The 19,867-nt window shown below is 34.7% G+C and carries 17 protein-coding genes; 14 read left to right on the top strand and 3 right to left on the bottom strand.

Annotated features, from left to right (window positions below):
* The first annotated feature begins 230 nt into the window (after positions 1–230).
* The 9 genes from BUC31_RS00525 (at position 231) to BUC31_RS00490 (ending at position 11,717) form a co-directional block, all read left to right on the top strand.
* Positions 231–3,104 (top strand): TonB-dependent receptor, encoded by a 2,874-nt coding sequence (locus tag BUC31_RS00525; protein WP_073240425.1) that lies wholly within the window; start codon positions 231–233, stop codon positions 3,102–3,104.
* A gap of 134 nt (positions 3,105–3,238) precedes the next feature.
* Positions 3,239–4,864: an arylsulfatase gene (locus BUC31_RS00520; protein ID WP_139251875.1), complete on the top strand. Its 1,626-nt coding sequence runs from the start codon at positions 3,239–3,241 to the stop codon at positions 4,862–4,864.
* A 12-nt stretch (positions 4,865–4,876) separates the two neighbouring features.
* Entirely contained in the window at positions 4,877–6,088 is a 1,212-nt protein-coding gene (locus BUC31_RS00515) for an MFS transporter (RefSeq protein WP_073240424.1), read from the top strand.
* Positions 6,089–6,187: 99 nt separating this feature from the next.
* On the top strand, positions 6,188–6,484 hold the full coding sequence (locus BUC31_RS19850) for a DUF3861 domain-containing protein (protein ID WP_084134914.1): 297 nt from the start codon (positions 6,188–6,190) through the stop codon (positions 6,482–6,484).
* 6 nt (positions 6,485–6,490) lie between these two features.
* The gene (locus BUC31_RS00510) at positions 6,491–7,123 is read left to right on the top strand and encodes an O-methyltransferase (RefSeq protein WP_084134913.1); all 633 of its coding nucleotides are present in this window, start codon (positions 6,491–6,493) and stop codon (positions 7,121–7,123) included.
* A 282-nt stretch (positions 7,124–7,405) separates the two neighbouring features.
* Positions 7,406–8,398, top strand: a complete 993-nt coding sequence (locus BUC31_RS00505; protein ID WP_073240423.1) for a VOC family protein — start codon at positions 7,406–7,408, stop codon at positions 8,396–8,398.
* A gap of 48 nt (positions 8,399–8,446) precedes the next feature.
* Positions 8,447–9,562 carry an alpha/beta hydrolase family protein gene (locus tag BUC31_RS00500; protein ID WP_073240422.1) on the top strand — a complete coding sequence of 372 codons (1,116 nt, stop codon included), beginning with the start codon at positions 8,447–8,449 and terminating at the stop codon, positions 9,560–9,562.
* Positions 9,563–9,602: 40 nt separating this feature from the next.
* Complete coding sequence (locus tag BUC31_RS00495; RefSeq protein ID WP_073240421.1) at positions 9,603–10,742, top strand: FAD-dependent monooxygenase; 1,140 nt, start codon at positions 9,603–9,605, stop codon at positions 10,740–10,742.
* Positions 10,743–10,757: 15 nt separating this feature from the next.
* A complete protein-coding gene (locus BUC31_RS00490) occupies positions 10,758–11,717 on the top strand; it encodes a fumarylacetoacetate hydrolase family protein (RefSeq protein ID WP_073240420.1) in 960 nt (319 codons plus the stop codon).
* 927 nt (positions 11,718–12,644) lie between these two features.
* On the opposite strand, the gene BUC31_RS00485 is transcribed toward BUC31_RS00490, so the two are convergent.
* Genes BUC31_RS00485 through BUC31_RS00475 form a run of 3 tightly spaced genes read right to left on the bottom strand, consistent with a single transcriptional unit; the run spans position 12,645 to position 15,166 of the window.
* Positions 12,645–13,073, bottom strand: a complete 429-nt coding sequence (locus BUC31_RS00485; protein WP_073240419.1) for a hypothetical protein — start codon at positions 13,071–13,073, stop codon at positions 12,645–12,647.
* Between the two features lie 37 nt (positions 13,074–13,110).
* Positions 13,111–13,854: a hypothetical protein gene (locus BUC31_RS00480; RefSeq protein ID WP_073240418.1), complete on the bottom strand. Its 744-nt coding sequence runs from the start codon at positions 13,852–13,854 to the stop codon at positions 13,111–13,113.
* Positions 13,847–15,166 carry a tyrosine-type recombinase/integrase gene (locus BUC31_RS00475; RefSeq protein WP_073240417.1) on the bottom strand — a complete coding sequence of 440 codons (1,320 nt, stop codon included), beginning with the start codon at positions 15,164–15,166 and terminating at the stop codon, positions 13,847–13,849. The genes BUC31_RS00480 and BUC31_RS00475 overlap by 8 nt, the downstream gene beginning before the upstream one ends.
* A 263-nt stretch (positions 15,167–15,429) precedes the next feature.
* Here BUC31_RS00475 and BUC31_RS00470 point away from each other — a divergent pair, with 263 nt between their 5' ends.
* The 5 genes from BUC31_RS00470 (at position 15,430) to BUC31_RS00450 (ending at position 19,864) form a co-directional block, all read left to right on the top strand.
* Positions 15,430–16,635 carry a site-specific integrase gene (locus BUC31_RS00470; RefSeq protein ID WP_073240416.1) on the top strand — a complete coding sequence of 402 codons (1,206 nt, stop codon included), beginning with the start codon at positions 15,430–15,432 and terminating at the stop codon, positions 16,633–16,635.
* Between the two features lie 104 nt (positions 16,636–16,739).
* Positions 16,740–17,225 (top strand): asparaginase domain-containing protein, encoded by a 486-nt coding sequence (locus tag BUC31_RS00465; protein WP_073240415.1) that lies wholly within the window; start codon positions 16,740–16,742, stop codon positions 17,223–17,225.
* 11 nt (positions 17,226–17,236) lie between these two features.
* Positions 17,237–18,151, top strand: a complete 915-nt coding sequence (locus tag BUC31_RS00460; protein ID WP_073240414.1) for a helix-turn-helix domain-containing protein — start codon at positions 17,237–17,239, stop codon at positions 18,149–18,151.
* A gap of 271 nt (positions 18,152–18,422) precedes the next feature.
* Entirely contained in the window at positions 18,423–19,259 is an 837-nt protein-coding gene (locus BUC31_RS00455) for an RteC domain-containing protein (RefSeq protein WP_073240413.1), read from the top strand.
* 320 nt (positions 19,260–19,579) lie between these two features.
* Positions 19,580–19,864, top strand: coding sequence for a helix-turn-helix domain-containing protein (locus tag BUC31_RS00450; protein ID WP_073240412.1), 285 nt, complete (start codon positions 19,580–19,582; stop codon positions 19,862–19,864).
* Positions 19,865–19,867: the final 3 nt, after the last annotated feature.

Raw genomic sequence — 19,867 nt, 5'->3', positions numbered from 1 at the left:
ATTCTGCTAAATGATTTTGTAGAAAAATTATATCTATTTGGATTGTGTTTAAACAAAATCTAAATTAAAAAATCATCAAAAAGATTTGATTTTGAATAGTATAGTTCTTTTTTTGATTCACAAATACCATTATTATATTAGAAATTTGTAGACATCATTTTTGATATATTAATAAAATTTAAATATTAAAATGATAAATATCATTTTTTATCCAACTTAAACTAACTAAAATGAAAAATCACGCTAGACTACTTTTAACTTGTTTAGGCTTCTTATTGATTGGTTTTACCCAGGCACAAACGGGTGAAATTTCTGGTCAAGTACAAGACGAAGCTGGTGCCGTTCTACCTGGTGCCTCTGTTTTGATTGAAGGCACAAAAAATGGCACAATGACAGATTTTGACGGAAAATTTACCCTTAGTGGTTTGGATTCTGGAGAATATCAATTAATTGTTTCCTACGTTGGATTTTCAAGACAAAAAATTACGGTATCCGTACCTCAATCCCAACCATTGTCCGTTATGTTATCTGAAGATGCCACACAATTAGATGATGTTATTGTCACTGGTGTTTTTGATTCACGTAGTCGTATGGATGCATCTGTGGCGATTACAACTATCGGTGCCAAACAATTGGCAAGAGTTGCACCTACGAGTTCAGCGGATTTATTGAAAAATATACCGGGGGTATTTGTAAACCAAGCACGGGGAGAAATTTGGAACTCGGTTTATTCAAGAGGACTTTCGGCAAACTCAATTGATAATATTAATGGGTATAGATATGTATCCTTGCAAGAGGATGGTTTACCTGTTACAAATGTGGAATTATTTCCAGATTTATTTTTGAGAGCTGATGCTATGACGGCAAGAGTAGAAGCTGTTAGAGGTGGTACCGCATCTATTCTTGGTGCAAACGCCCCAGGCGGAATTTTCAATTACGTTTCTAAAACCGGAGGTGATAAATTTGCTGGTGAAGTACGTGCTAAGTATGGTCTAGAAGGCAATGGAAAAAACCCATATTACAGGGCTGACTTTAATATTGGCGGACCAATGAGTAATGGTTGGACTTATAATGTTGGAGGTTTCTTCCGCCAATCGGACGGCGCAAGAGATCGTGGATATCCTGTAAACAAAGGTGGTCAGATAAGAGCTAACTTGGTAAAAAAATATAAAACAGGATTCTTTCAATTGAATTTAAAATATCTAAATGATAAGAATGATAGAATGGCGTTTATACCATCTACCAATTGGCAAGACCCACAAATTGCAGATGGCTTTTCTAAATACGATTCTTATGCTTTATATGATTTCTCAATGGAAGTACCTTTTAATGAAGCGGGTACAAGAACCATCAATTCTACAGATTTATTACACAACATAGACCGTTCAATTGGTTTTAATTGGAAACAGGATTTAGGCAATGGTTTTTCTTTAAAGAACGATTTTAAATATTCAAGAAAAGATGATGAAAGAAACGCTACAGCAGTGGTTACGCCAATAAGCACTACCAGTTTTCTTTTTTATGCGATACCAGGTTTGTTTGCTGGTCCAAACCCTGCCAGAACAGGAACATATCGTTTTGCAGATCCGAGAACAGGACAGGAATTTGGTACTGTTAATTTAGCGCCAAATGTAGGTCCAAATGCCGTCCCTGGACCTCCAGCAATTCTTACACCAGGGCCTAACAATAATTTTCCTGGATCAAACATTCAACCAAATTCGCTTTTGTTTATGCCATTGTTCTATCAAGATATTGACAGAAATGAAATTGCCAATCAATTGGTGTTTACTAAAAAAACAGAGAAAAGTAGTTTTAATTTAGGTAGTTTTTATAGTCGTTCTAAATTAGATATTACCAACTGGAGCAAAGGTATGGGGCTAAGCGGTGGTTTAATTCAAAACCAACCGGTACCTGCCCAAATTACGTTAGACGCAGACAATGGTCAAACCTATGATGTTACTAGTCCAGAAGGTTTTATGAATGTTGGATGGACTGGTTCTGATGATGGTGAAACCACACAAGGTATTTTTGCGCTCTTCTTTGGTCATAATTGGAAGATTACAGAAAAACTTACATTAGATTATGGAATGCGATATGAGGATGTAACCTCTAAAGGTTTTAATTCTATCGGTGTTCCAAATCCACGACAAAATGATCCATCTTTTGGTGGGCTTGATGGAAATCCGCTAACCCTTTGGGATAACGGTGGTGGTACCGCAGGCGCCCCTGTTAATTACGATTATAAATTAAATAGTTTTTCTTATACCGCAGGTCTTAACTATAAATTCAGTGACCAGCAAGCAATTTATGCCAGATTTGCTCGGGGTAATAAAGCACCATCGACTTTCTTCTACCTTGATTTAAATGATGATGCACTGGTAGAAAATACACCGGCATTACTGGAAGAAATAACACAATTTGAAATAGGTTATAAAGTAAATACCGAGAAACTACAATTGGTAGCAACACCTTTTTACAGCAACCTGAATAATGTTCCTAATATTCAAACATTTTCAAATGAAGATGGTACGAGGTATTCACCTCCTTTTCAATTTGCCGAGTATACAACTCTTGGTTTTGAGTTAGAAACAACCATTAATTTAACCGATAAATGGATGGTAAGAAGTAATGCGGTAATTCAATATGCTAAAGCCGACAAATACACGACTTGGAATGAAGGAAGAGATGGGCCAGCAGACGATACCATTATTGAATACTCGGGCAACGAAGCAGATAACAGTGCAAACGTAATATTCAATATTAACCCAATTTACAACGGTGAAAAATTCTATAGTTCTTTAAACTATAGTTATATGGGAGCAAGACAGGCTAACGTGCCCAATTCATTTCTATTACCTGCATTCGGTAGTGTAGATTTAGCCTTCGGTTATGATTTTTCTAAAAAATTCGGTTTACAATTGAACATTAACAACGTCTTGGATAAATATGGGATTTTAGGATGGCAAGGACCTGGAGGTTTCCCTGCTGCACTAAACAGAGATGGTTTTCCGCCAGATTTTATCGCCAACAATCCTAATGCTATATTTTCGACCCAAGGAAGTATGCCAAGAGCTTATTTCTTGACAGCGACCTATAGATTCTAAGTTTTGTTTTAGCTTTTTAAGTAAGTGTTTTAAACTAGAGATACAGGATTTCTTATGATTCAGTATCTCTGGTCACTTAAAACATCTGAATATACTTAAGGCTGTTATATATTTTAAAAATTAAAAAATACATTATGAGAATACTAGTTTTAGGTATTATGACGCTTTTCTTTTTGAGCTGCAAACATGGTGCTATAGATAAGAAAGAAATTGTTCAAACCGATCAAAAGCCAAACGTTGTTTTAATTATGGCCGATGATATGGGCTTTTCAGACCTGGGCAATTACGGATCGGAAATAAACACTCCCAGTCTTGACCGTCTTGCATCTGAAGGAACACGGTTAGAAAGATTTTACACAAATACTATTTGCGCCCCTTCACGTTCAAGTCTACTCACAGGTCAATATCCGCACAAAGCAGGTATAGGCTTTTTTAATGAAGACTTTGGTCTGCCTGGCTATGAAGGCTATCTTAATAAAGAATCTTTAACCTTAGGCGAAGTATTTAAAAATGGGGGCTATTCTACCTATATGACGGGAAAATGGCATGTTGGGAACGATAAACCACATTGGCCAATACAACGTGGTTTTGATAACTTTTTTGGATTTTTAGATGGTGGGGAAAGTTATTTTGATACCAAGCCACTTTTGAAGGGCCCGCCTTCTACAGCATTTTTATATGAAGGCAACGAGGTTTACAATATTGATAAAGAAGACTTTTACCTAACGGATGAATTGACTAACAGGGCCATTGATTTTGTTACCAACAAAGAAAAAGAAAAACCATTCTTTTTATACATGGCCTATAACGCACCACATTGGCCTTTACATGCAAAGCCAGAAGACATTGCAAAATATAAAGGTAAATATGATGCAGGTTGGGATGAGCTTCGCAAGCTACGTTTTGAAAATGTTAAAAAACTAGGTTTGGCAGAAGAGGAATGGAATCCATTTAAGGACAAATCATTACCAGCATGGGATAGCCTGAACGCAGAAGAAAAAAGCGAGTGGACTTTGAAAATGGAAGTTTATGCCGCCATGGTAGATAACCTAGACCAAAATATAGGGAAACTATTAAACTATTTAGGCACAACAGGACAGTTGAATAATACCGTAATAATCTTCCTATCCGATAATGGTGCTGAAAATATGGATGTTGGTAAAATGCCTTTTACCGTTAAACGAAACGAAGGCCCTGTAGGTACTGCCGGTTCAATGGAGGCATATTCAAAAAACTGGGCTCAAGTTTCAAATAGTCCACTTAGAAGTTACAAATCATCTCCTTATGAAGGTGGTACAGCAACTCCATTTATCATACGTTATCCAGGCCAAAAAGTATCTGGTAAGATTTTAAAGGGAGGTTCGCATCTTGTAGATATCATGCCAACATTATTAGATATTGCCGATATTGAATATCCTGAAAGCTATAATGGTGTAACACCTAACCCTCTTGTTGGTGAAAGTTTTTTACCTCTATTACAAGGCGAAGATTGGACTAGAGATCAACCTATATGTTTTGAGTGGTTTGGTGATCGCGCGGTATGGCTTGGCGATTTAAAAGGTGTTCATCAATACAACAAAGAGTGGGAATTGTATGACCTTTCCACCGATAGAACCGAATCAAACGATATAGCAGCTACACAACCTGAAACCATCGCAAAAATGGATGCTATTTACAATGAATGGGCAAAAAATAATGGAGTTATTCCATGGTCTGAGGAAATGAGTAAAAAAACACAGTTTAGAAAATCACCACATTAAATTATTGTAGCAATGAAAAAATTTTTCTCTTACGAAAATGGAATAGTTAGCTTAATGGCCTTGACCTTTGGAGTACTATTTTTTGACAGGTTAGCGCTAAATTATTTAGTTCCCTTCGTAGCCAAAGACCTTAATTTAAATAATACTCAAATAGGACTCTTAGCAGGAGTATTGTCTTTGGCTTGGGCTTTTTCAAGTTATTATACTACAGCATGGTCAGAGTCTAAAAACAAAAACAAAATCACGTTTCTAATTGCCATCGTTATTTTTTCTGTCTGTTCATTTGGTTCAGGTATGGCTATTGGTTTTGGGACCTTATTGGTGGCTCGTTTAATTATGGGTTTGGCAGAAGGTCCGGTAATTCCATTGGCGCAAGTCTTTGTGGAACGAGAATCTACACCTAGTAGACTTGGTCTTAATGTAGGCATTTTACAAGCTGTTGGTGGAGCTTTATTTGGTTCTATTTTAGCACCCGTAATTTTGATTCAAATAGCTGAAAATATGGGTTGGCGCACAGCCTTTTATATTGCTGGTGTTCCTGGTTTGGCACTAGGGCTAATTGCGGCTTTCTATCTTAAAAAATCAACTACAGAAAGTAGGGGCGCTGAAAACAATACTGGTTTTGCACTAAAAGAAATTTGGGCTTACAAGAATATAAAATGGGGAACTGCTTTAGCTTGCTGCGTCTTTGGTTGGTGGTTTGCTACCATACCTTTCATTACCAAATACTTTACTGATGTACAAGGAATGTCTGCTGGTGATATGCAAAAAACCATGGGTCTATTAGGTGTTGCGATGCTTATTTCATCTTTATTTTTTCCAGGTATCTCTGACAAGATTGGAAGAAAAAAAGCACTTTATATCGCTGTTGGTCTGGGTATATTCTATCCTTTTGCAGTATATTTTCTAAATGGGTCTGGTATTCATTTACCAGCAATGTTTTTAAGTTACGCTATGGTAGGTGCAATACCTCTAGTTGCTGCTATAGTGCCTTCTGAAGCCGTTCCTAATCATTTAAAAGCAAAAGCAATTGGTTTTGTAACTGCGGTTGCAGAAATTGTTGGTGGTGTAATTATTCCTGCCGTATCTGGAGCACTTTCAGATATTTTTGATGAATCAGCATTTTTATGGGTTGCTGCAGCATTGGCAGTATTGGCCTTATTTTTCTTATCCAAATTAGAGGAAACCAAGGGAAAAGTGTTTGTTGAGAGCGTAAGCAAGTAGATAAATAGTTTATGAAATATTAGCTGCCTAGGCATTTTAGTTAAGAGAGAAACTGTTCGTAAATGCAAAAAAATCAATTAGTTCTGAAACACATAGATTATGGAAAAGAAAGCAAATAAATATAAATTAAAACTAGAGCTTTTAGAATTACTAAGACCAGATCACAAAATCTATGAACCTATTGAATTTGAATTTGGCAACCATGATAATATATTCAATATTATCGAACGTATGAAAAAACGAAACCGTTTTAAAACGGAACAAGATTCGGTAGAATTTGCAATTGGACTTAAACTTTTTAGTGAAGTTATGTTAAAGAACAAAGACAATCCACTATTTGAAGATTTCAGACCAGCTTTTGGTGCTATGATGAAAAAATTAAAATCCGAGGAATAAAAAGGAATGACAAAGGATTCGAAATTTCTTCAAGTTTTAGCGGCTTATGATGAGCGCATGCAGTCAGAGGATGAGATTATGAAGTCTTTGCCTGTTGTTGAAGGTATGAAACGGCGTGATGAGTTTTTGTTATCGGTAGGTGAAGATGCTGCCGTTTTTATGAATACCTTATTAAAATCAGCTAAATCGAAAACGATATTAGAAATAGGAACATCTTATGGCTATTCTACCCTATGGTTGGCAGAAGCAGCAAGAGAAAATGACGGCATTGTAATTACGTTAGAGGCCGATGAAACCAAAGTAACATACGCTAAACATAGATTATACGAAGCGGGTCTTTCGAAATATGTTGATTTTAGAGTGGGTGATGCTTTAACGCTTATGAAAGAAGCAAAAGAGACTTTTGATTTTGTTTTAGTAGATGTTTGGAAAGAATTATACCTGCCTTGCTTTGAATTATTTTATCCTAAATTAAAAAATAAGGCTTGGGTGGTTGCAGATAATATGATATTCCCGACACAATCAATTGAAGAAACAAAACGCTATCAAAACCGAATACGTAATACAGGAGTTTTCTCTTCAGTATTATTGCCTATTGGAAGTGGAATGGAATTGAGTCAATACGAGCAAATAAAATAGGTTTTACGAAAAGGTTTAATTATCGAAAAGCATAAATAGATAATTGATAATAGTTCAGTGTAATTGAGACCTAATATGTAAAATTAGTCTTAAGCACTAAATCAGTAACCTTCTTGTCTTAAGCAGATTTTAGCTTAAAATGAATAATTTAAACCAAATAAACCTTGTAATAAATATAAATATAATTGATTTAGAATAGTACATCCCTCTTAATGATTCAGAATTTGAGTAAGTATAAAGTAAATTTGTAATACTAAAGAAAGAATAATAAAATTTATAGAAATGGCAAAAAACCCACATTATTTTTCGCAAATGGCCCATGTTGAGGTCTTAACCAAAGACCTTGAGAAATCGGTACATTTTTTTGGTGATATCGTTGGAATGGATATAACAGGAAGAGAAGAAGGTTCGGTTTATTTAAGAGCTTGGGGAGATTATTTTCATCATACCTTAAAATTAACGCAAAGCGACAAGTCTGGACTTGGACATATTGGGTGGAGAGCGGATAGCCCAGAGGCTTTAGAAGAAGCTGTTGAATATTTGGAAAGTATTGGTGCAGGCAGAGGTTGGTATGATGGTGACCTAGGTCATGGTAAAGCTTTTAAATTTCAATCTCCTGAAGGCCATATGCATGAGGTTTTTTGGGATGTACAATGGCTTCGTGAAGAAGGGGAACGTGGTAGTGTGTATGCCGATCGATATGCTAGCAATCGTTTACAAGGTGCTAATCCAAGAAGATTTGACCACGTAACATATATGGTATCAAAAGGTGCTTACCCTGCTGAAAAAGCATTTTGGAAAGCTTTAGGATTCAAAAATCCAGATGAAATTCGTATTTCAGATGAAATACCCCCAATTGGAGGTTTACATACCCTTGCAAACTTATCACATGACATTGCCATCTTTACAGACCCGAATATAGAACCAAATCAAGCAGTTTTAAATCATATTTGTTGGAATGTAGATAGTCGTGAAGAGGTACTTTTAGCTTTAGACTATTTTATAGAAAAGGGGTATAAGAGTGTTATGGGTGCACCAACAAGGCACAAGGCAGATGAAGGTTTCTTTATCTACATTGTTGATCCTGGAAGTGGAATTTTATTTGAATTCTATGCTTGTGCTAGATTAGTGTTTGCACCAGATCATTTAGATGTTCATTATTTAAAAGATAATCCAAATGATGCATGGGGCTCTGTAAATCCGTTTGCAGAAATGGCGAAAGGTAAAAAACTTGGACTTTCTGATGATGGTACAGTGAAACCTGTAGATATTTAGGCTACTTGATTTAAGTAGCAATAACAATTTTTAAAACACACACGTATTATGTGGCATTTTTTTCCAGGCAAATACATGCCTTCTTATCAAGTTAATAGAGCATTGACCCAAGCACATTATGGTGGTGGCGAGTTTGCAGAAATATTAGAAGCAGCGGGCAATATTGACCCAGATAATAGAGAAACCTTTAATATAGCTTGGCTAAATAAAGGTAATGAGGTTTATGGTTGGGCAGAAGATTATGAAAAGAACAATGCTTTTGTATCTGCTAGGCGAACCTATTTAAGAGCATTTAATTATTTACGCACGGCGGAATTTTTTATGAATCTACAAGATGACCGAAAAATACCGACCTACCTTAAAGCAAGAGAGGCTTTTATAAAGGCGACCAAATATTTTGAAGAAAAACCAATTCAGGTGGAAGTTCCTTTTGAAGGTTCTTTTTTACCAGGATATCTTTTTAAGCCAAAAGGCGTGAAAAATCCACCAGTAATGGTCATGTTTGGTGGTTTAGATAGTTTAGCTGAAGAACTTTATTTTGGAATAGGTGACCATTTAATGGAAAGAGGTGTTGCCTTGTTAGCTATGGACGGACCAGGTCAAGGAGCTGCTTTACGTTTAAACCATATTCACTCTAGACATGATTATAATGTTGCTGGTACAGCTGTTTTGGATTGGGTTTTAGAAAACTTGAAAGATGAAGTTGACACTACTAGTGTTGGTATTGCAGGGGTATCTATGGGAGGTTACATGGCAGCACGTTGTGCAGCATTTGAGCCTCGTTTTAAAGTATGTATGGTATTTGGGGCTGTCTGGTCTTACTATTCTGTTTGGGCAGGTAGAAGTGGGAAACATCCTTTAGCTGAAATTGTACAACATATTATGGGTGTTGATAGTTATGAAGCTGTTCTTAAAAAATTAGAAGGCTTCACCTTAGAGAACGGTGTTGCCGAAAAAATCTCTATGCCAACATTCATTATGCATGGTGGTGGTGATAAACAGAATTTTGTGGAACACGCAATAACATTAGAAAAGCATCTAACGTGTGAACATAAAATGAAAATTGTACCAGAAGGTGAAAGTGGGTCTCAGCATTGTCAAGTAGACAATTTTATGCCTGCATTAGACATGTTCGATTGGATTGCAGAGAAAATTCACGCCTAATAGTCTATTTCTATAGTTAATAATTTTAAAAGTTCTAAAAATGTCAGCAGTAAAAAAGGTACTCGTAGTTGGTGGTGGTATTGGAGGTCAGTCTGTTGCAATTGCTTTAGCCCAAAAGGGTGTTGAAGTTGAAATAGCAGAAAGACTAGATGTGTATAATGTATATGGAGTAGGAATTATTCAACAAATGAATGCCCTTCGAGCATTGGATGAATTAGACTTAGCTGATGAAACCATGAAGCAAGGTTATCCTTACGGACAATTAAAAATGTACACTTCTACAGGGCATTTTATTGGTCTTGCAGGAGCACCACCAATAGGGAAGTACCCTAGCCATAATGGTATTTCAAGACGTACCTTACATGAAATCATGTATGATAAGGCTATCAAACTTGGTGTTCACTATAAAATGGGAACTACGGTTACCCATATCGAAAACAACAAAGATGACGTTACCGTAACATTTACGGATAACACTAAAAAAACCTATGATATCTTAATCGCTTCAGATGGTATAAATTCTGATATGCGTAAATTGATTTTTGGTGATTTTAAACCAAAGTATATGGGTGTTTCAGTTTGGCGGTATGCCTTTAAAAAGCATGAGGACCTAGATACAGCATATATGTATTATGGAAAGCGTAGTAAAATTGGATTTATACCAATGTCTGATGACAGTATGTATATGTTCTTGGTGTCTGCTGAAGGAGCCGATAACCCATGGATTGAGAAATCTGCCTATGTGCCTATGTTAAAAGATTATTTATCTGAATTTCCAGCTAAGATTGCCCAAGACATCATCCCTCAAATTACAGAACCAGATTTGGTCAATTATCGTCCAATAGAAGCAAGTCATTTACCAGAACCTTGGTTTAAAAACAGAGCTATTGTTATAGGTGATGGTGCCCATGCAACCGTTCCGCAATTAGGCTCCGGAGCCGCATTGGCGCTTGAAGATGGTGTAGTTTTAGCAGAGGAATTGGATAAGGCAGATACTGTTGAAAAAGCTTTCACAGCCTTTATGAAAAGACGTCACCAACGATGTATGGCGATTGTAGATGCATCAGAAACCCTCGCAGAATGGGAATTATTGGAGTTTGAAGGAAAACCGCTTCCTGAAGGAGCAAATATTGGTCAAGTCATTGGTAAGGCTGTTGGTACTTTAATGGCACCACATTAATAAAATAGTAATGTTATGAAATTAGTTACTTTTCAAAATAATATAGGAGCTGTTAAAATTGGCTGGTTAAAAGGCAATGGTGTAATTGCTATGCAAAAAGCGGACGCCAGTTTACCAAATGATATGTTAAGCTTTATTGATGACCATGAAACGTATTTCAAAATAATAAAGGATAATAATTTAGAAAACCTAGCACCTCATTATCAATTATCAGAAGTAAAACTATTGGCTCCACTAACGAATCCAAGAAGTTTTAGAGATTATGTTGCTTTTGAGGAGCACATGTTAAATGCTTCAAAGTCTTTTGGACATACCGTTAGCCCAGAATGGTATAACATTCCTATCTTTTACTTTACCAATCATCAGGCGATTTATGGGCCAGAAGCTGAAATAAAGCGCCCAGAAAAGGAATCCAAGTTTGATATTGAGTTAGAGCTGGCTGTTATCATGGGTAAGAAAGGTAAAGATATTCAGGTCGAAAATGTCGATGACTATATTTTTGGATACACCATATTTAATGATTGGACCGCTAGAGCTATTCAAAGACAGGAAATGACCGTGCCTCTTGGACCGCATAAAGGCAAAGATTTTGCAAATGCCATTGGGCCTTGCATTGTTACCAAAGATGAATTCGAGAAATATAGGTGTACGATTTCAAGAGAAATGCATCCAGAGCATTTGCAAATGCCTCAAACAACTGATGGCCGTTTCGATTTAAAAATGATTGCACGAATAAACGGAAAAACCATCTGTGAAGGCAATTATAAAACCGTGTATTGGACCTTTCCGCAAATGATAAAAAGAGCTTCAGAAAATAATGTTCAGTTAATGCCTGGTGACATTTTAGGTAGTGGTACCGTTGGATGGGGAAGTCTTATTGAAAATAACTTTTCGGTTCATAGACCATTAGAACCTGGGGACGAGGTTGAATTAGAGATTGAGGGGATTGGGGTGTTGAGGAATAAAGTCGTTTAAATTTGTAAATTTTCTGTTTGATTCGTGGATTCGATTTACTTAAGTTAGCTTCATTTATTTAAAAGCATATTCTAGAATGTAATAGTATATTTAAAATAAGTTTAGCTGATTTCCTTGTTGAAACGTTTCATTTAGTATAAGATAACTATCCTTTTTAGGTGCAATTGCAAGGTTGAAGCCCGTATTTCCTATTTCGTTGATTTTAATCATCACATTTAGAGTGTACCTTTATTGAATATTTCTAAACTAATTTCGGAATATTAAGGCATCGCGTATTTTTTAATGGCGTCATACGCTTTACCATCACATTGATTCATTTGAGAATTTGAGAAAATTATTCTATCAGTTCCTATAAAGAAGATTATTTATAGTTTGATAATAGGAGAATTGCTCCGAAATATTTTAAACGAAACTTACAGATCAACAAATTCATACTTCCCTTGTCTTAAATCAAAAAATAAAGCATAAATGAAAAACTTAAACAGGGTTCAAATCAAAATCAGTATTATTAAATCATATCAAACCCTCAAAATTAAGACGTATCATTTATAAAATACTACAGGATTCTTCTGGTTCATTATTTTTTTTACTCAAGTGCAGCAACGACCGGTTTCGCTCGAACTTTATTTTCGCAAAACTATAACTATGTTAATGGCGCTTTTCGCAATATTTTAATGCCCCACCTATACTTATAAAACTGCTTTAAATTTGTGCGGAGAATGTTAATTTGTAATTTAATTCCAAAGTTTCTATAGAATAGTATATTATTTTTAAGTATGCTTTTTTTTAAAATTACCGAGAGTAGAATGCCAAAAATCCGGAACACCATAGAGCAAGATATAGGAACATTAACCAGCAAATAGAGATTTAAAATTCTGGTATTTTTAAGCTTTTAAATATTTATGAGTGAAGTTTGTCTGTTCTATTTTAACTCTTCAAGTAAATAATGTTACATGTTTTGACATCATAATATGGGATTCTATCATATACATCTTTGCCTAAATTGTAGATAGGTAAATAACGAGATTTAAGAAATGCTTTTAAATCTTCAATATCTTTTTTAGTAGCAGGTTTGTTAGCATAAGGTGTTACAAAATCCTTTGCTATTTCTGTAACAGCAGCTCCTGCGGCAGCATTTGCAATTCCTGCTAAAGACATTTTTTCATGAAAGCTCGGCTTTTGTACTAAAACAGGTTTCTCATCTATAGTGTTTACATCTGGTACCTTCAATTCTTTAATCTGTTGGTTGTTTTTCCAGTTTAAACTACGGCAAGAGTTGCTACAGAACTTTTGCGCACCTCTTCTTTTTGGAACATAGTCACCACCACAATACTTGCAAATTTCAGTTTTTGTCATAATTATACGTAAATTAAACGTTTAATTTACGTATAATTTATTTAAGTACTTTTGAATCAATATTGAAAATACGTTTTAATAAAATCGCTTCTGCCTCAGAATCGGAAATAAGAGGTAGTTTTTTATTTTTGCTGCGCTGTGTTTTCTTATCTGTAGAAGTGGGAAGGTTTTCATGCAGCTCTTCTTGTAAATTTGAAACTCCAGGTATTACATTTTGTATATCCCTAGTATAAAAAAGTTTGGATACATGAGGCAAAGATGACTCTACCGATTTTCCGATATTAAAATTACCTTTCGGCAAAGATTGCATATCGGGATAAAACTGTTTAAGAATTGTTTCAAAATGTGACTTGTGAAAATTATATTGGAGTTTAAACAAACCTAGAATAGTGTCCTCTTGAGGTAGTACTTGGGTTATATTTTTATTCAGCCAATTTGTAATAAAATGTAAGCACTCAACCTGCTCGAAATATAATTCTAGAATGTAATTAAATTCCTGTGCATTGGAATTTGCTTTTGCATTTAATAATTGACGTGTACTTTTTTTTAATGTGCTGTCTTTAAGTATTATCATGTAATTGTCCCTACCTGTTTCGTAGCGTGTAGGCCCCTTATAATAATCTATCACTAATATTTTATTACGAAGTTTTTCGAATTCTATTTCTTTATGGTTTTCTAAGAATTCATTTGAAACTTCATTATCAGGGATGAAAAATAATAGTTCTTCCCACAGCTTTGAGATCAGGTTCTTGTACAATAGTTCCAAAGAGGTTTTATTCATGTACATTTTTTAACATTGTTGAGTAATCTTCGGGAAGTTCGGCATCTATATCCCTTAAATATTTTTCTAAGGCCGTCATGGAAGAATGTCCTGTGATCAACATCAACTTACTTTTAGCCTCAAAAGGGGAGGAGTCCTTCATTAAAGCTCTATAAACCTTAGTTATGTAGGTGTGTCTAAAGCTATATAGCCCATAATTTATTCCTAATTTAAAATGCTCTTTAACGACTTTTCTAAAGCGTTTACTGAAATAGTCTCGCCTATTATCTACAAGGGTGTCCCATTCGCCGCCAATTTTTTCCGGTGTAAATAAGACGGCTTCTTTATCCAGTTTCGTAAGGTCTGGCAAATCCATCCACAATAGCTCTGGTATTATTTTGGTCTTTAATGGACTGTTCTTAGCTTTGAATTGAACTCTTTTGTTTTCGATATCAATATCTTTTACTTTAAGTCGACAGACTTCTATAGGGCGTAAAAAGTTATAGGCAATAAATTTAATGTAGAGTAATAAAATCGGGTCGTGAACTTCTAGGTATTCAAAAATCTTTTCTTGAATATTCTGGGAATATGTTTTATTCCGTTCTGGTATGGATTTTAAGTTAGGTATTTTCTTTATGAAATTTTGTTCTATAATTTCATTGTCTACCAATACTTGGGTAATGCTACTTAGGTCGGTCTTGTAATTATTTCTTGTACGAGCACTATTTCTGTGTAACACATCGTTTAAGAATCCTACAACAAGCTTTTTGTTAAGCTCAGGTATGAATCGTATTTCAGGGTGATTTACTGAAAGCCATTCCAAAAGGTTCTTTATTTTGCTTTCATAATCTCTTTTGGTACTAGTGCTTACCAATTTTTCTTTTAGCTTCATTCCAAAATCAAAAGCTTCCTTTACTGTCATCGATGTTTTCCCTGGCAGTGGAATGGATTTCTCTAAATTATTATTGGTTAGATCGGCAGGAACTGCAACATTGTTTTTGCGATGTAAACTTTGGTGTAATTCTAAGTTATCGGAATAAGGATTATAACCTTGGTTCAGTAGTCTTAATAAAACTTTTCTATAGATGACCAAAACGGACATTCTATCTTCTTTGGTCTTATATTTATTTGCGTCCCCGTAGAAAGGAGTTTGACGCTTTAATTTTCCACTTTTAGGTTCCCGAAAAGAAAAATAGACATACCAGCGTTTTTTTAAATCGCCGTTTGCAGAATATATTTTAGGTGAGGAAAAGGTTCTTTTTACAGACAAATCGTATGCACTTTCGTATTCATTTTCGTATTCAAAGGTAACTAACTCCTTGAAATTAGGCATAAAAAAACGGTTTAGCGAAAACTAAACCGTTGTTTTTAAATACTTTAAACTTAGTAGCGGGGACTGGACTCGAACCAGCGACCTTCGGGTTATGAGTTTTTGATACTAATGCATCATAATAATATAAACATACTGATATTCAATTATTTAATTAAAAATTAATATAATTTGGTATCAAATAATATCAAACGAAATCAACAAATGTTGTACCTATGTTGTACCCAAAATGATTACCTTTATACTGAAGATTTAATAAATTCGATATGGCAACAATTAGAGCAGTTACGAGAAAGAAAAAAAACAAAGCTGGACAGCTTCCTATTGCTATTCGAATCACAAAAGACCGTAAAAGCACCTTTCTAAATACGGGTCAATACATCGATGAAAAGTTTTGGGATGAAAGGAATCGTAATGTTAGAAAATCCCACCCTAACTCCAAAGTCCTCAACAATTTTATAACAGGTAAGCTAGCCGAAGCAAATGACAAGGTTCTCAAATCGGAAATGAAATCTGAGTATGAAACTGTTTCAGAAATAAGAAATAAAATAATTAAGAAGAAGGGTTTAGACTTTTTTACGGTTGCAGATATGCATCTTCAAAATCTTAAGAACAGAAACAAACACCATCAGTACGATACGGAATTTGGTCGATTGAAAAAGTTTAAAGAGTTTCTAGGTAAGGATTCACTTCCTTTTAACAAGCTGGACGTTACAATCCTAAAGAAGTTTGAAACACACTTATTACATCGCAAAAACCTATCGCCTAGAACTGTTGTGAATTATCTGATTCTTATAAGAACCATTTATAATTTAGCTATTTCAGAATCTATTGTAGATAGAGGGTTGTATCCTTTTGGGAAAGGTAAGATGACCATTAGAATTCCTGAATCTCAAAAAATAGGGTTTACCGCCGATGAAATACAAAAACTTGAAAATGCGCAAGGTATAACGGAAGCCCAACAAAAGGCAATTCATATTTGGCTTATTAGTTTTTATTTCGCTGGCATACGAGTTGGGGATGTACTTCAACTAAAATGGTCGGATTTTAATGATGGTAGGCTACTTTATAGAATGAATAAAAATAGCAAACTGGTTTCTCTAAAGGTTCCTGAAAAAGCAATTGAAATAATCGAAAATTATAAGGATGAATCAGAAAGCAACGGATTGGTGTTTCCTCAATTAAATCATATAGACCTAAATAATACCGAGGAAGTTTCAAAAAGGACACAATCCATTACCAGAAACCTAAACAGAAGGCTAAAAATTGCAGCAAAGCAACTAGGCATAACTAAAAACATAAGTATGCATATAGCTCGACATAGTTTCGGAAATATTTCTGGGGATAAAATACCAATTCAAATGTTACAAAAATTATATCGTCATTCTTCGGTGACCACAACAATACGCTACCAAGCAAACTTCATCAATAAAGATACTGATGATGCGCTTGATAGTGTCATTAATTTCTAATCATACTTGTATGTTTAATCTTAAAATTTATCTACATTAAATCCCCTCAAAACCATTATAAAATATTTCGGTTAACTTTAAAAGTATTACAATGACAATTAATTATGATACATATATTCACAACGGGCGGCACAATCGAAGGTTTGGATTATGAAAATGACCAAGGTGTTACAGAAACTAATATAACAATTAAAGACTTTTTAGATAGTGCAAATGTTGACTTTGAATATACCATCGAAAGTATCTTTAAAAAGGATAGTCGAGCTATTACTGAAAATGACCTTGAATTGCTTGTCAGTAAGATAATTGGAACTAATGCGACCAAAGTATTAATTACACACGGTACTTTCACGATGGAAGCTACCGCAAACTATATAGGAAAGCTCAATATTGGCAAAACTATAGTTTTAGTTGGGTCTTTCATTTTAGGGTCGTCTGCTAATACGGATGCCCCATTTAATTTAGGGTATGCAATTAGCTCACTACAATTTCTAAAGCCAGATGTTTATATTGCTATGAACGGAAAAGTATTTCATTGGAACAATGTTTCAAAAAACTTAGAAACCAACAAATTTGAGCATAATGAATAGTAACATTATAAATGTTTGGTACATCTATACATTGGACAACGTTTTTCTATCTATTGCTAGATACGTTTATTGTATTGTTTGCAATTTACGCTTCTAGAAAACAGAACTGTAGGAGCCTTGAACGTTTTATCAGTCTAGGCTTACTTTTTATTACATACAATATTACAGGCGGTTTACTTCCTGTAGATAGCTTACCAGGTCCAATTATTCTTCAATATATCGTTACCTATAGCGTGGCCATTGCCCTTTGCGTTTTCATTATATACCACTTATATAAAGAATACGATATAGTAGTTCTATCCTTTAAATCATCTGTTCGGAATGTTGCTATAATGGTAGCAGTCTGTTTTTTAATATTATTTATAATTCCTTATTCACTAACGGACAATCTTAATTCGGCAAGACTTTTTTTTTCAATTCCGATTTCGATAATTGCCTTCGTTTTTCTAGCCATTTTCTATCGTCGAATATCAATACCAAATAATCCTAAGCCTGTTATCTTGAGAAGGAACAAACTTTCATTAATTGGCGCATCAAGTATTGCATTGCTTCCCGTTTGCACGCTGATAGGCGATTATCAATGGCTTACATTTAGCGTAATGAATATTGCATTTTACGCCATTACGACCATAGAAATCGACAGGTATCTTTATTTTATCGAAAACAAGAACAGGATGTATCAGGTTTTTGCGTTGAAGAAAAAGCATAGAACCGAATTAATAAAGAATAAGATTATCTATGAAGATTTGACCCGGCGTGAAATCGAGGTTGCAGTTTCCATTTTAAGTAACTTGAGCTACAAAAATATCGCTAAAGATTTATTCATCGCTGAAAGTACAGTATCAAAACACGCTTCCAATATTTTTAAAAAGAGTGGCGTGAAAAATAGAACTGAATTTTTAAAACGATTCCGGAAGAAAAAGTAATAGCTACCAAAGACTTCAAACCTAGTGTTTACAGTAAATGACTGTAGTTCCGTAGAAAAATACGGTATATTCCGTAATTAAGTACGTCACATTTTCTTGACTTTATTTTACTAAAAAAGTAAATTAACAAGAATTCCATTACAACCCTTGCAAAACTTGATTTTTTTAGAATATGGGTGCGATTTAATCTAGTTTAAATCACAAAAATATCCTTTTTGAAACCTTTAATTAAAACACGTTAATATGTTTTACACTTTTAATACGCCTTCTTATGAATTTACAATTATTATCAAAAAAGCTGATAAAAGATTTGGATGATGTTAGAATTCAAAATGATGACATCTTGGAAAGGGCGTATCAATCCATCGCACTATGCAGCAGTTTACTCAGCACCTTTAAGAAAGAAATTCTTAGAGAAGGATTTAATACCATCAAGGACGAAATAACATTCTTTAAGGAAACCAAGCAAATTCCGCTAACAGCACTAATTTATTTTTCAGAGATACATTCTTTTGAAACACAGTTCCCGAAGGCGGGTAAAAATAATCAGTTAAAATATATCAAAAAGAAAATCAACAAACTCAATCGTTTCTTCTTGTATAATATCGATTTTGGGCGTTATATTAATTCTGAAGCAGTTCATTTTGATAAAGAGTATTATACAAGAGACCATATGAACACTTTTCGCATTATTACCTCAAAATTCTATTTTCAAGACCCAGAATTTTGCACACCAAGAGATATGCTTTTAGGAAAGTTCAAGGCGTTCAATTCTCTGATAATTTATCTGGATGAAAAAAAAACTCGAATTCAGAATGGTTCAAATGTCCCTTTAACTTCAGCTACATCTTTTCAAAAAATCCGGTGGCCGTTTTCTAATACGGATTGGGTAGAATTGGTCTATGCCCTTTGTGCAAAAGGTTTAGGCAAGCAGGATAATCAAAGTATAATGAAAGTTTCTAAGCGATTGCAGCAGGTATTCGATTTTGAGCCAAAAGACATTTACAAAACTTTTCAGGACATTAAAAATCGGAAAAATAGTAGAACTCTTTTTCTTGACGACCTTTCGATAGCACTTCAAATCGAAATAAAAAAGAGCGAAGAATAAGCCTTTAATGATTTCCTTAAACTCAATTTTAAAATGTTAAAATAAGACCGTACTACGGTAGACCTACGGTCTTTCGATTTTGAAAACTTTTTTCATTTATTTTACTATGATTTGGCGTGTGATTTCTATTTTATGACCTTCAAAACACTACAGAACATATCAAATTTCAATATGTTAAATTTTGCCCGTACTACGGTCGTACTGGGGAATAAAATCCGATAAACCTATTCAAATTTGTAGAACGAAAGTCAAATCAGGTCAGGGGCTATCAATTAAAAGTTCAAACTCAGATAGTCCCTCACCATTAAACCCGTTTTATTATGCCGACAAGTATTATTACCACAGACGACCTTCGGGAATTCAAACTAGAATTACTCGATGACATTAAAAAACTATTGACCAATCAGGCCAAGGGAAAGCTCAAGAAATACCTCAAATCTTCCGAGGTTATGGATTTATTACAAGTAAGTCCAGGCACCTTACAAAACCTACGTATCAATGGTACATTGCCTTACACCAAAGTTGGGGGAATCATTTACTATGATTCTGAAGAAATTCAAACGATAATGACCGCCAACCGAGTGCAGCACGGTCTTAATTCTTAGGCG

The sequence above is a fragment of the Maribacter aquivivus genome, assembly GCF_900142175.1.
In the GTDB taxonomy this organism is placed as follows: domain Bacteria; phylum Bacteroidota; class Bacteroidia; order Flavobacteriales; family Flavobacteriaceae; genus Maribacter; species Maribacter aquivivus.
Note: the sequence above shows the minus strand (reverse complement) of the source record. Positions and strands in the feature narration are given on the sequence as shown.

Coding starts and splice junctions, on each gene's coding strand:
- BUC31_RS00525 (WP_073240425.1), top strand. CDS start 231: ATGAAAAATCACGCTAGACTACTTTTAACTTGTTTAGGCTTCTTATTG.
- BUC31_RS00520 (WP_139251875.1), top strand. CDS start 3,239: ATGAGAATACTAGTTTTAGGTATTATGACGCTTTTCTTTTTGAGCTGC.
- BUC31_RS00515 (WP_073240424.1), top strand. CDS start 4,877: ATGAAAAAATTTTTCTCTTACGAAAATGGAATAGTTAGCTTAATGGCC.
- BUC31_RS19850 (WP_084134914.1), top strand. CDS start 6,188: ATGGAAAAGAAAGCAAATAAATATAAATTAAAACTAGAGCTTTTAGAA.
- BUC31_RS00510 (WP_084134913.1), top strand. CDS start 6,491: ATGACAAAGGATTCGAAATTTCTTCAAGTTTTAGCGGCTTATGATGAG.
- BUC31_RS00505 (WP_073240423.1), top strand. CDS start 7,406: ATGGCAAAAAACCCACATTATTTTTCGCAAATGGCCCATGTTGAGGTC.
- BUC31_RS00500 (WP_073240422.1), top strand. CDS start 8,447: ATGTGGCATTTTTTTCCAGGCAAATACATGCCTTCTTATCAAGTTAAT.
- BUC31_RS00495 (WP_073240421.1), top strand. CDS start 9,603: ATGTCAGCAGTAAAAAAGGTACTCGTAGTTGGTGGTGGTATTGGAGGT.
- BUC31_RS00490 (WP_073240420.1), top strand. CDS start 10,758: ATGAAATTAGTTACTTTTCAAAATAATATAGGAGCTGTTAAAATTGGC.
- BUC31_RS00485 (WP_073240419.1), bottom strand. CDS start 13,073: ATGACAAAAACTGAAATTTGCAAGTATTGTGGTGGTGACTATGTTCCA.
- BUC31_RS00480 (WP_073240418.1), bottom strand. CDS start 13,854: ATGAATAAAACCTCTTTGGAACTATTGTACAAGAACCTGATCTCAAAG.
- BUC31_RS00475 (WP_073240417.1), bottom strand. CDS start 15,166: ATGCCTAATTTCAAGGAGTTAGTTACCTTTGAATACGAAAATGAATAC.
- BUC31_RS00470 (WP_073240416.1), top strand. CDS start 15,430: ATGGCAACAATTAGAGCAGTTACGAGAAAGAAAAAAAACAAAGCTGGA.
- BUC31_RS00465 (WP_073240415.1), top strand. CDS start 16,740: ATGATACATATATTCACAACGGGCGGCACAATCGAAGGTTTGGATTAT.
- BUC31_RS00460 (WP_073240414.1), top strand. CDS start 17,237: ATGTTTGGTACATCTATACATTGGACAACGTTTTTCTATCTATTGCTA.
- BUC31_RS00455 (WP_073240413.1), top strand. CDS start 18,423: ATGAATTTACAATTATTATCAAAAAAGCTGATAAAAGATTTGGATGAT.
- BUC31_RS00450 (WP_073240412.1), top strand. CDS start 19,580: ATGCCGACAAGTATTATTACCACAGACGACCTTCGGGAATTCAAACTA.